Source organism: Actinomycetospora lemnae, from assembly GCF_028737315.1.
GTDB lineage: Bacteria > Actinomycetota > Actinomycetes > Mycobacteriales > Pseudonocardiaceae > Actinomycetospora > Actinomycetospora lemnae.
In genome coordinates, this window is the sequence record NZ_JAQZAO010000002.1 from 90,951 (window position 1) to 102,985 (window position 12,035).

Sequence of the window (12,035 nt, forward strand, 5' to 3'; positions counted from 1 at the left end):
AGTGGCCGGGGCGACAGTGCTGGTCGACGGCGGTGCTCCCGCACCGCGACACGCACTCGACGCGAAGGAGCGCCATGACCGGTCCCCACGTGGTGATGCTCGGGACGGCCGGTGGCCCGCGATGGTGGGATCGGCCCGGGGCCGCCGCCGCCCGCAGCGGGATCGCCACGGCGGTCGTCGTCGGCGACGCGGTCTACGTGGTCGACGCCGGGCAGGGTGCGGGCCGCCAGCTCGCCCGGGCCGGTCTGCCGCTCGACCGGGTCCGGGCCCTGTTCCTCACCCACCTGCACTCCGACCACGTCGCCGACCTGGCGCCGTGGCTGCTCTTCGGCCTGTTCGAGCGCCGTGACCCCGCCGTCGCGCCGATGGCTGTGTACGGGCCCGGGCCGCGCGGGGGGCTGCCGTCCCTGTCGGACCACGCCGCCCGGCGGCCGGACCCGGTGGCGCCCGCCGATCCGACCCCCGGCACCGCCACGATGGTCGAGCTGCTGTGCGCCGCCCACGCGACCGACCTCAACGACCGCATCTTCGACTCCCTCACCCGCCGTCCCGCCGACCACGTCGCGGTCCGGGAGATCACCCTGCCGCCGGGCACCGGGTTCGACCCCGACACGCGGGTCGCGCCGCCGATGGCCCCGTTCGAGGTCCACCGCGACGAGCATGTCGTCGTCACCGCCGTCCTCGTCGAGCACCCGCCCACCGCGCCCGCGTTCGCGTTCCGCTTCGACACCGCCGAGGGCTCTGTGACGATCTCCGGCGACACCGCGCCCTGCGCCAACCTCGTCGACCTCGCGCGCGACACCGACCTGTTGCTGCACGAGGCCATCGACCTCGCGGCCATGGGCCGCCGCTACCACGACGCGGCGATGCGCGAGGCCACGATGGCCCACCACCGCCGGGCCCACACCACCGCCGAGCAGGCCGGCGAGCTCGCGACGCGGGCCGGCGCCCGAGCGCTCGGCCTGCACCACCTGGTGCCCGGCGACGCCCCGCCGGGTGCCTTCCGGGACGCCGCGGCCGCGACGTTCCGCGGCCGGGTGCTGGTGCCCGACGACCTCGACGTCCTCGACGTCCTCGACCTCGCCGCACCGACCGCCCATGACCGCACGGAGGTGGCCTGATGACCAGCACGACGGACCCGGCCCCCGGGACCACGACGGAGGCGTCCCCGCGGGAGATGCGGCGGGTCCTCGCCTCCAGCTTCATCGGCACGACGATCGAGTACTACGACTTCATCCTCTATGCGACGGCGGCGAGCATCGTCTTCGGCGCGGTCTTCTTCACCGGGGTCGGCCCCGGCGTCGCGCAGATCCTGTCGTTCGGGACGCTGGCCGCCGGCTACTTCGCCCGCCCGATCGGCGGCATCGTGTTCGGGCACCTCGGCGACCGGGTCGGCCGGAAGTCGATGCTGGTCGTGTCGGTGGTGCTGATGGGCGTCGTCAGCACGCTCATCGGGCTGCTGCCGAGCACCGCGCAGATCGGCGTCGCGGCGCCCCTGCTGCTCGTGTTCCTGCGCATCCTGCAGGGTGTCGCGGTCGGCGGCGAGTGGGGCGGCGCGATGCTGCTCGGGTTCGAGCGGGCCGGCAAACGGTCGCGCGGGTTCGCCGCGTCCGTCGCCTACATGGGCGCCCCCGCCGGCACCATCGCGGGCACGCTGGTGCTCAGCGCCTTCACGATGCTGCCCGCGAGGACTTCCTGTCCTGGGGCTGGCGAGTTCCATTCCTGTTCAGCGCGGTCCTCGCGGTCATCGGGCTCGTCATCCGCCTGCGCACGGCGGAGTCGGCGGTGTTCCAGGAGGCCGTGGCCGCGGCCGAGGAGAAGCAGGTCCCGGTGGGCGAGGTCGTCACCCGCTACCCGCGCCGGCTGCTCGTCGCCGTGGGCGCCGGTCTCTCCGGGCAGGCGGCCCAGGGGCTGATGGGCGTGTGGGCGATCGGTTACGCCGTCACCCAGCTCCAGCTCTCACCGACCGGTGTGCTCAACGTCAAGGCCCTCACCGGGGTGTGCGTGATCGTGATGGTCGTGATCGCCGCCCGGCTGTCCGACCGGATCGGCCGCCGACCCGTCATGCTCGGGGGCAACGTGGCCGCGGTGCTGCTCGCCGTGCCGATCATGCTGCTCCTCGACTCGGGCAGCGTCATCACGGTCTTCCTCGCCCTGTTCCTCGGCCTCGCGGTGATCCAGGGCTTCGTCGCCGGACCGTACGGCGCGTTCGCCGCCGAGCTCTTCCCCACCCGGATCCGCTACACCGGGGCCTCGATGGGCTACCAGATCGCGGCGGCGCTGGGGGCCGGGCTGATGCCGGTCATCGCCTCGGCCCTCGTGCTCGTCGGTGGCGGGTCGCTGTGGCTGGTCGCGGCGGCCTGGATCGGGATGACCCTCCTCGGCCTCGTCGCCGTCGCCGTGTCGGGCGAGGGCAAGGACCGCGACCTCCGCGAGATCGGCTGACGCCGGGCCGGCGGTGGCCTCAGCCCTCCGCGCCGTACACCGCCAGCGCCTCGCGCGCCCGGGCCCGGCGGGCCTCGACCAGGTCCGGCGGGGCCAGCACCTCCACCGCGTCGCCGAGCCCGAGCAGCAGGCGCACCATCCAGTCGCGGTCGCCGTAGCGCATCGTCACACGGGCGGAGCCGTCGTCGTCGGCGTGCAGGTCCTCGACCGGGTAGTACTCGGCGACCCAGCGCGCCGCCGGGTGCAGCACGAGCGCGGCGACGAACGCGCCGTCGTCGGGGCGCAGGAGATCCTCCCCCGACCCCTCGCGGCCCCGCGCCCCGGGCGGCGGAGCGGAGGGCTCGTCGAGCACCTCGGCGTCGTCGACGCGGTCGAGGCGGAAGAGCCGCACCCCCTCGGCCCGCCGGCACCACGCCTCCAGATAGGCGGACGCGTCGACGAGGAGCAGGCGCATCGGGTCGACGTCGCGGCGGCCGACGGCGTCGCGCGAGGCCGAGTAGTAGGTCAGGCGCAGGGCACGGCCCGTCTCGACGGCCCGACGCACCGCGTCCTCCGCCCGCCCCGGTCGCCGGCCCAGGCCGACCGCGACGCCCTCGCCCGCGGGCTCGCCCGTCTCGGCCGGGCTGTCGCCGACCCGCCCGGCCGCGTCCTCGATCTTCGCCAGCGCGCGCTGGACCGCGTCGGCGTCGACCACGCCCGGCGCGTCGGCCAGGGCACGCAGCGCGACCGCGAGCGTGGCCGCCTCCGTGCCCGACAGGCGCAGCGGGCGGCGCATGCCGGCGTCGAAGGTGACGGTGACCGTGTCGCCCTCGAACGACAGGTCCACGAGGTCGCCCGGCCCGTAGCCCGGCAGCCCGCACATCCACAGCAGCTCGAGGTCGCGCCGCAGCTGGGCCTCGGGGACGCCGAAGTCCGCGGCCGCGTCGGCCACCGCGATCCCGGGCCGCGCCAGCAGGTAGGGCACGAGGGTGAGCAGGCGGGGCAGCCGCTCGGAGACGCCGGCGGTCATCGCGCGCTCCCCACGTCGACGGTGTCGGGGGCGGACACGAGAGACCCCCGCAGCAGCCCCACCACCGCCTCCCGCAGCTCCGGCGGCTCCAGGACCACGGCGTCGGGGCCGTGCCCGGCCACCCAGCGGGCGGCCATGTCGATACGCCCGAGGTCGATCTCGACGACGTCCGGGTCGCCCTGGGGATCCGGCCGCGACCCGCGCCGCAGCCCCTCCGCCCGACCCGGGACGAGCCGGATGCGCGCCCGGCCCGTCGGCGGCGGCGGGCCGGCGGACGCGGCGACGATGGCGACGAGGTCCACGTCGGCGGGACGGCTCACCGCGCCCCGCGGCCCGATCGCGCGGGCGTCGTCGCCGATGCGCGAGAGGCGGAAGCAGCGCACGTCGTCACGGTCGCGGTCGTGCCCGACGAGGTACCAGCGCCCCCGCCACGACACGACGCCCCACGGCTCGACGGTCCGCGTGCGCGCCTCGGCCGCGGGGTGCGACCGGTGGGTGAAGGTGACGACCCGTCCCGCCCGGCTGGCCGCCAGCAGCGGCGCGAAGGCCGGCTCGGCCGCCTGCAGTCGCGGCTGCACGGCGGACGCGGCGTCCGGGTCGACGGCGATCCCGGCCGCCCGCAGCTTCTGCAGCGCCGTGCGGGCCGCCCCGGCGAGCGCCGGCGAGTCCCACAGCCGCGCGGCCAGCGCGACGGCCGTGGCCTCGTCGGGGGCGAGGTCGATGTCGGGGAGCTCGTAGTCGCCGCGGGCGATCCGGTAGCCGTCGACGGGCTCGGCCAGCGACGACCGACCGGTCTCCAGCGGGACCCCGAGCTCGCGCAGCTCGGCCTTGTCCCGCTCGAACATCCGGAAGAACGCCTCGTCCGACGCCACGTCGGCGTAGCCGGGCACCGTCGCCCGGATGCGCTCGGCGCTGAGGTACTGGCGCGTCGAGAGCAGGCAGAGCACCAGGTTGACCAGGCGTTCGGCGCGCGCGGACGGGCTCGTCGACACCCCGTGAGCCTACGACTCCTCGCGCACGTGTTCGAACGCCGGTGCCCCGGCGCGTCAGCTGGAATCCGAACTGCGCTGCGCCCGCTGGATGCGCACCTGGCCGTCGTCGTCGCGGTCGACCTCGAACCGGTAGTTCTCCCGGCTGGTCCGGCCGCGCTCGGTGGTGAACTCGATGTCCGCGGTGACGGTGTCGCCGCGCACCGAGACGTTCGACGTCCGCACCTCGCGGATGCTCGACCAGAAGCGCTGGTACCCCTCGTAGCCGCCCGACTCGTCGCGCGCCTCGTCGGAGAGCACCGCCCAGGCGCCGTCGATGTTCCCGGGCAGGGCCGCGTAGTAGTCGACGACGACCGTCGCCGGGTCGCCGCTCGACAGCAGGTCGGAGGGGTCGTTCGGCGAGAGCGGGGCCGCGACGCTCGGGGTCGGCATCTCGGGGTCGGTGCCGCCCAGCGGGTCGGCGGGGGCCGGCTCCGGCGGCGCCGAGGTCGGGACGGGCGCCGGCGCCGGGGCGGCGACCGTACCGGTCCCCGTGCCCGCGGCCACCGCGACGCCGATGCCGCCCGCGAGCACGACCGCGGAGGCCGCGGCGACCGCGGTGGCCCGACGCGGGCGCGACCAGCGGGACGGGCGCCGGCGGTCGGAGCCCGACGCGACCGCCCGGGTCGGGGCGGTGACGAACCCGGGCCGCGCCGGCGACGACGCCGCCGCGGTCGCGCCGAGCCCGCCGACCCGCTCCGGGCCGACCGCCGGGCCGCTCGCCGCGGCCGGGGTCGGCGTCGCGGCGGGCTCGTCCGGATCGATTCCGTCCGCTTCCCCCGCAGAGGGGGCGTGGGTCGGCTCGACGGCCGGGTCCATCTCCGGGTCCATCCCCGGGTCCGGGGTCAGCGCCGGCAGCGCCCCCGCCGTCGGGGGCAGGTCGGCGGTGCCGGGACGGCGCGGGGCCGGGACGCCGGCCGGGTCGGGGTCGGCCCCGGCAACGGCGGCGCCAGCGCCAGCAGCCCCACCGGCGGCTCCGGCAGCCGCGCCGTCGGCGTCGGGGCTCTCCGCGGGAGCCCGCCGTGGCGCCGGGATGAACGGCTGGGTGCCCGCGCGGGCCCGCAGGGCGCGCTCGACGGCGCCGGTGCCCGGCCGGTGCTCGGGGTCGAGGCGCAGCATCGCCGCGAGCGGACGCCCGAGCACGCCGGCGCGGGTCGCCGGGCGCAGCCGGCCCTCGGCCATGGCGTGCAGGACGGCGAGGGTGTTGTCGTGGCTCCCGCAGACGAGCTCGTTCTCGACCGCCGCGTAGAGCGTCGCGCCGAGGGAGAACACGTCGGAGGCGGGCGACGGGTCGCCGCCCCGGGCCACCTCGGGCGCGAAGTAGCCGGGCGTCCCGGCCACCATGCCGCCGCCCGTGGACGTCGTGTCCCAGGTGGCCCGCGAGACCCCGAAGTCGGTGATCTTCGCGACGCCGTCGTCGGTGATCAGCACGTTGCCGGGCTTGATGTCGCCGTGGACGATGCCCGCCTCGTGCACCGCGCCGAGCGCGTCGGCGACCTGCGCGCCCACCCACGCGGCCTCGCGGGGCTCGAGCGGCCCCTGCTCGGCGAGCACGGCCGCCAGCGAGCGCGAGGGCAGGTACTCCATGACCAGCCAGGGGCCGTGCCCGGAGCCGTGGTCGCCGTCCACGACGACGTCGAACACCGCGATCGCCCGCGGGTGCACGACGCGCGCGGCGATCCGGCCCTCGCGCATCGCCCGGGCGCGGGCGACGTGCTCCTCGGTCGCGTCGCGGTGGCGGGCCGCGAGCTGCTTCACCGCGACCGTGCGGCGCAGCCGTCGGTCCCAGGCGGTGAAGACCACCCCCATGGCCCCGGCCCCGATGCACTCGCCGACGCGGTAGCGCCCGCCGAGCACCGTGCCCACGACCGACGTGTCGATCGGGACCGGCGAGGCGTCGTGCAGCGTGCTCGGCGCCGCCACGGGGCCGTGCAGGCGGGAGGTGCGGGGCTGGTGCTCCATCGAGATCTCGTGCCGTCCTCGGCGTCGTCGGTGAGTGCGATCGTGGTTACCTCGTGCGCCCCCGACGCACGCCGCCGACGTGGCCTCCGTTACAAGGTGGCGATCAGACGGTCGACACGTTCGTCGACGGCGCGGAAGGGGTCCTTGCACAGGACGGTTCGCTGGGCCTGGTCGTTCAGTTTGAGGTGGACCCAGTCCACTGTGAAGTCCCTCCCAGCGGCCTGGGCGGCGGCGATGAAGTCGCCGCGCAGCTTGGCCCGCGTGCTCTGGGGCGGGGTGTCCTTGGCCGCCTCGATCTCGCCGTCGTCGGTGACCCGGTCCACCATGTCCTTGCGCTGGAGCAGGTCGAACACGCCCCGGCCCCGGCGGATGTCGTGGTAGGCGAGGTCGAGCTGGGCGACGCGGGGGCTGGAGAGGCCGAGGTCGTTGCGGGTGCGGTAGCGCTGGACGAGGCGGTGCTTGATCGCCCAGTCGATCTCGCGATCGATGAGCGAGAGGTCCTGGCGCTCGACCGCGTCGAGGGTGCGGCCCCAGAGCTCCACGACCCGGTCGGTGATCGGGTCGGAGCCGCGGCGCGCGACGTGCTCGACGGCGCGGGCGTGGTACTCGCGCTGGATGTCCAGCGCGCTCGCCTCGCGGCCCCCGGCCAGGCGCACCGGGCGGCGCCCCGTGAGGTCGTGGCTGATCTCGCGGATCGCGCGGATCGGGTTGTCGAGCGTGAAGTCCCGGAACTGCACGCCCTGCTCGATCATCTCGAGCACGAGGTGGGTGGTGCCCACCTTGAGCAGCGTGGTGACCTCGGACATGTTCGAGTCGCCGACGATGACGTGCAGGCGGCGGTAGCGCTCGGCGTCGGCGTGCGGCTCGTCGCGGGTGTTGATGATCGGGCGCGACCGGGTGGTCGCCGAGGAGACGCCCTCCCAGATGTGCTCGGCGCGCTGCGACAGGCAGAACACCGCGCCGCGCGGCGTCTGGAGCACCTTGCCGGCGCCGGCGATGAGCTGGCGCGTGACGAGGAAGGGCAGCAGCACGTCGGCGATGCGCGAGAACTCGCCCGACCGGCCCACGAGGTAGTTCTCGTGGCAGCCGTAGGAGTTGCCCGCCGAGTCGGTGTTGTTCTTGAACAGGAAGATGTCGCCGCCGATGCCCTCGTCGGCGAGGCGCCGCTCGGCGTCGAGCAGGAGGTCCTCGAGGATCCGCTCGCCCGCCTTGTCGTGCGCGACGAGCTGGGTCAGCGAGTCGCACTCCGCGGTGGCGTACTCGGGGTGGCTGCCCACGTCGAGGTAGAGCCGCGACCCGTTGCGCAGGAAGACGTTCGACGACCGGCCCCACGACACGACCCGGCGGAACAGGTAGCGGGCGACCTCGTCGGGCGAGAGACGCCGCTGGCCGTGGAAGGTGCAGGTGACACCGAACTCGGTCTCGACCCCGTAAATCCTCCGCTGCATCCCTCCACCCTAGGCCAGCGGACCCGCCGTTGTGGCCTCTCCGACGGCCCGGGTCACCCCCGCGTCGCCCCGCTGCCGCGGGGCTGGACGGGACCTGGAGGGCACCGGGACGGGACCGGCGGGGCCCGATCACTACGGTCGACGCCGTGGCGCTCCCCGCTCGAGGACTGGCAACCGACATCTCCCGTGGCGTGGGCCACCGGGTGCGGCAGGGGGCGCGGGGCAGCCGGCGGCGCCTGGCCGACGTCAACGAGCAGGACTGCCGGATCACCACCGTGATCGGGGCCCTGCCCTACACGGTCGCCGACCCTGCGCTGGCCGCGCTGAGCCGCTCCGCCGACCACAGCAGGCTCTGGTTCGCCGTGGCGGGCGTCCTCGCCGCCGGGACCCGGCACACCCGCCGCGGCGCGCTGCGCGGGGTGCTCGCGATCGCCGGGGCCAGCTTCGTGGCCAACGCCGTGCTCAAGCCCCTGGTCCCCCGGCGCCGCCCCGCCGCCGAGCTCCTGCCCGACCACCGGTCCCTCGACGACCCGCCCACCTCGTCGTCGTTCCCCTCCGGCCACGCCGCCTCGGCCGCGGCGTTCGCCGCCGCCGTCGCGATGGAGAGCCCGAAGGCGGCGACCTGGGTGGTGCCGCTGGCCGCGACCGTCGCCTACTCCCGGGTGCACGTCGGCGTGCACTGGACCAGCGACGTCGCCGCCGGCGTCGCGCTCGGGGCCGGCTCCGCTCTGGCCACCCGCCGCTGGCTCCCGCTGCGCAGCATCGACGAGGCCGCCGCCCGCCCGGTGGCCGGCGCGCCCGTGCTGCCCGAGGGCGAGGGCCTGGTCGTGCTCGTCAACACCCGCTCGGGGCGGGCGGGCGTCGACCCGTACGACGAGCTCGTCGGGGCCCTGCCCCGCGCCCGCGTCCTGCGCCTCGAGGACGGCGCCGACCTCGCCGAGACGCTCATCGACGCCGCCCGCGAGCCGGGCGTGCGGGCGGTGGGCATTGCCGGCGGCGACGGCTCGGTGGCCGCCGCGGCCCGGGTGGCCGAGGACCTCGACCTGCCGCTCGCCGTCGTCCCCGCCGGCACGCTCAACCACTTCGGCCGGGACGTCGGCGTCTACGACGCCCAGGAGGCGATCGACGCGACCGGCGCGGGCGAGGCCGTCGCCGTCGACCTCGGGGAGCTGCGGCTGCACGCCGACGCCGAGGGCCGCCAGGAGCCGCGCCGGATCGTCTTCGTCAACACCTCGGCCTTCGGGGGCTACCCCGAGATGGTCCGCCTGCGCGAGCGGTGGCAGAAGCGCTGGGGCAAATGGCCCGCGGCGGTGGTTGCCCTGCTCGTGACGCTCGCGCGCAGCCGGCCGATCCGTGTCCGCCTCAACGGAGTGGAGCGGTCGGTGTGGATGCTGTTCGTCGGCAACGGGCCCTACGTGCCGACCGGGATGGTGCCGTCGTACCGGCCCCGGCTCGACACCGGCGTGCTGGAGGTCCGCTACCTGCGCGCCGACCGGCCGCTGGCCCGGGCGAGAGCGTTCCTCGCCCTGGCCACCGGCGTGCTCGGGCACAACAGGATCTACCAGGAGAGCGCCATGCGGTCGCTGGACATCGAGCTGCTCGACGGGCCGGTGGACGTCGCCGCCGACGGCGAGGTCGTCGGGCGCGGCCGCCGGCTGCGCTACCGGGTCGCCGACCACCCCGTCCCCGTCTACCGGCGCGACGAGGCGCGCTGGCCGCACCGCGCGACGGCCCGGTGAGCGACCTCCCCGGGGTGGACCGCTCCCCCGTGCTGCCCCGCTGGCTCGCGCGCCTCGACCGCACCGCCGACCGCGGGCTCCTCTGGGCCGTGGTGGCCGGCGGGCTCATGGCCTCGGGGCGGGGTCCGCGGCGGCGCGCCGGGGTGCGCGGGGTGATGGCCGCGGCCGCCACCTCGGCGATCGCCCACGCGCTGGCCAAGCCGCTGCTGCCCCGCGCCCTGCGGCACGTCGCGGAGCGGAGCTGCCGCGCCGTCGGCGCACCACCGCCCCGGGGCCGGCGCTTCCCGTCCGCGCATGCGGCGTCCTCGACGGCGTTCGTCACCGCGGCGGGGATGGAGTCGCCGCTGCTCGGGGGCGTGCTGGCCCCGGTCGCGATCGGCGTGTCGACCGCCCGGGTGGTCCTCGGGGAGCGGACGGTCGAGGACGTCGTCGCCGGCGCCGGGCTCGGCATCGGCGTGGCGCTGCTGACCCGGCGCTGGTGGCCCGTGGTACGCCACGCCCCGGCCCGCGCCCGACCGGCCGGGGACGCACCGGCGCTCGGGGACGGCGCCGGGCTCGTCGTCGTCGCCAACAGCTCGGCCGGCACGCCCGGGCCGTTGGAGACCCTCGGCCAGATCGTGGCGCCCGTGATCGGGGTCGGGGACACCGACGGGGAGCCCGAGCCGCCGGCGCCGCCGTCGGAGATCCACGAGGTGCTGCCCCGCGCGCAGGTGATCGTGCCGGAGCCGGGCATCGACTTCGTCGACGAGGTCGAGGCCGCCCTCGACCGCCCCACGGCCGACGGCACCGAGCCGCGCGCGATCGGCGTGGCCGGCGGCGACGGGTCGGTCGCCGCGCTGGCCGGGCTCGCCCAACGCCGCCGGGTGCCGCTCATGGTGCTGCCCGAGGGCACGCTGAACCACTTCGCCCGCGACGTCGGGATCGACGACACCCCCACGGCGCTGACCGCGGCCCGTGAGGGCGACGCCGTGCTCGTCGACGTCGGCGTCGTCGACATCACCGCGGGCGACGAGGGCGAGACCCGCAGCGTCGCGTTCGTCAACACCGCGAGCCTGGGCGGCTACCCCGACATGGTCCGGCTCCGCGAGAGCTGGGAGGAGCGCTGGGGCAAGTGGCCCTCCGCCGCGTTCGCGCTGGTGCGCGTGCTCGCCGAGGCGTCGCCGCTGGTCGTCGAGCTCGACGGCAAGCGCCGGACGATCTGGCTGCTCTTCGTCGGCAACGGCGGCTACGAGCCGCGCGGCATGGCCCCGCTGTTCCGGCCGCGCCTCGACGCCCGCGTGCTCGACGTGCGGTTCCTGCGCGCCGACGTGCCGTTCTCCCGCACCCGCTTCGTGGTCTCGGTGCTGGCGGGCACGCTCTCGCGCAGCCGCGTGTACGTGGCGAACACCCGCACCCGGCTGTCGGTGCGGGTCGTCGGGCCGCCCGTCGGCCTCGCGACCGACGGCGAGGTGCAGCCCGACGCCGACCGCTTCGTCTTCCGGATCGCCCCGGGCGCGATCCCCGTGTACCGGCCCCGCGAGGTGTAGGGCTCAGACCCCGGTGCGCACGGAGTCGTGCCAGGGGATGACGAGCTTCTTCGTCGTCGTCACCGCGACGTAGAGCAGCGAGCCCAGCACCGCCAGCAGGACGATCACGGCGAACAGCCGCGGTGCGTCGAGGGCGTTGAGGCTCGACACGACGAGGTAGCCGAGGCCCTGGCTGCCGCCGAGGTACTCCCCGACGATCGCGCCGATCACGGAGAACACGATGGCGACCTCGGCGCCCGCGAAGACGTAGGGCAGCGTCGTCGGCAGCTCCATGTCCCGGAACGTCGCCCACTTGCTCGCGCCCAGCCCCCGCATCACGTCGCGGTGGCCGCGGTCCACCGAGCGCACCCCGAGCATCACGTTGAGCATGATCGGGAAGAACGCCAGCAGCGCCGCCATGATGATCTTCGAGGTCGGGCCGAACCCGAACCAGATGACGAAGATCGGCACGAACGCCACCTTCGGCACCACCTGCAGCGCGACCAGCGCCGGCTGCACGGCGCGCTGCAGCCACGCGATGCGTCCCAGGGTGGCGCCGACCGCGATCCCGACGACGAGCGCGATGCCGAACCCGGCGAGCACCTCGAGCAGGGTGATGCCGATGTGGCTGCCGATCTCGGGGTCGGCGAACAGGTCCCCCAGCGCCCCGACGACGGCCGCGGGCGCGGGGAGGATGAACTCCGAGACGCCGACCACGGACACCGCGAACTGCCAGACGCCGACCAGCGCGAGCAGCATCAGCGGCCCGCTGACCCACGGCAGCCGCCGCATCCAGGGCGACTCGCCCTCCGCCGGCGTGGCGTCCGCGTCGACGGCACGCGGCGCCGGGTCGCCGTCGGTGCGGGTGTCGGTGTCCCGGTCCAGTGAGGTGGTCACGG

The 12,035-nt window shown here is 75.9% G+C and carries 9 protein-coding genes and 1 pseudogene; 5 read left to right on the forward strand and 5 right to left on the reverse strand.

All coding sequences use genetic code 11. From position 1 onward, the window contains the following. Window positions 1-74 precede the first annotated feature (74 nt). The 3 genes and pseudogenes from PGB27_RS04155 (at window position 75) to PGB27_RS04165 (ending at window position 2,445) form a co-directional block, all read left to right on the forward strand. Entirely contained in the window at window positions 75-1,121 is a 1,047-nt protein-coding gene (locus PGB27_RS04155) for an MBL fold metallo-hydrolase (RefSeq protein WP_274199090.1), read from the forward strand. Between the two features lie 56 nt (window positions 1,122-1,177). Then, window positions 1,178-1,663 (forward strand): annotated as a pseudogene (locus PGB27_RS04160) (MFS transporter); the annotation flags it as partial. Next, entirely contained in the window at window positions 1,546-2,445 is a 900-nt protein-coding gene (locus PGB27_RS04165; RefSeq protein ID WP_274199091.1) for an MFS transporter, read from the forward strand. The pseudogene PGB27_RS04160 and the gene PGB27_RS04165, both read left to right, overlap by 118 nt. Before the next feature lie 19 nt (window positions 2,446-2,464). Here PGB27_RS04165 and PGB27_RS04170 read toward each other — a convergent pair whose 3' ends face one another. The 4 genes from PGB27_RS04170 to pafA form a co-directional block, all read right to left on the reverse strand. Next, entirely contained in the window at window positions 2,465-3,454 is a 990-nt protein-coding gene (locus PGB27_RS04170) for a helix-turn-helix transcriptional regulator (protein WP_274199092.1), read from the reverse strand. Further along, window positions 3,451-4,446: a helix-turn-helix transcriptional regulator gene (locus PGB27_RS04175; protein ID WP_274199093.1), complete on the reverse strand. Its 996-nt coding sequence runs from the start codon at window positions 4,444-4,446 to the stop codon at window positions 3,451-3,453. Before PGB27_RS04175 ends, PGB27_RS04170 begins: the two co-directional genes overlap by 4 nt. Window positions 4,447-4,500: 54 nt before the next feature. After that, window positions 4,501-6,444, reverse strand: coding sequence for a serine/threonine-protein kinase (locus PGB27_RS04180; protein WP_274199094.1), 1,944 nt, complete (start codon window positions 6,442-6,444; stop codon window positions 4,501-4,503). A gap of 89 nt (window positions 6,445-6,533) precedes the next feature. After that, the gene (pafA, locus tag PGB27_RS04185) at window positions 6,534-7,892 is read right to left on the reverse strand and encodes a Pup--protein ligase (RefSeq protein WP_274199095.1); all 1,359 of its coding nucleotides are present in this window, start codon (window positions 7,890-7,892) and stop codon (window positions 6,534-6,536) included. Between the two features lie 236 nt (window positions 7,893-8,128). Here pafA and PGB27_RS04190 point away from each other — a divergent pair, with 236 nt between their 5' ends. Next, window positions 8,129-9,631 carry a phosphatase PAP2 family protein gene (locus PGB27_RS04190; protein WP_456298470.1) on the forward strand — a complete coding sequence of 501 codons (1,503 nt, stop codon included), beginning with the start codon at window positions 8,129-8,131 and terminating at the stop codon, window positions 9,629-9,631. Then, the gene (locus tag PGB27_RS04195; protein WP_274199097.1) at window positions 9,628-11,157 is read left to right on the forward strand and encodes a bifunctional phosphatase PAP2/diacylglycerol kinase family protein; all 1,530 of its coding nucleotides are present in this window, start codon (window positions 9,628-9,630) and stop codon (window positions 11,155-11,157) included. The genes PGB27_RS04190 and PGB27_RS04195 overlap by 4 nt, the downstream gene beginning before the upstream one ends. 3 nt (window positions 11,158-11,160) lie before the next feature. Here PGB27_RS04195 and PGB27_RS04200 read toward each other — a convergent pair whose 3' ends face one another. Next, a complete protein-coding gene (locus tag PGB27_RS04200; protein WP_274199098.1) occupies window positions 11,161-12,033 on the reverse strand; it encodes an ABC transporter permease in 873 nt (290 codons plus the stop codon). Window positions 12,034-12,035 lie beyond the last annotated feature (2 nt).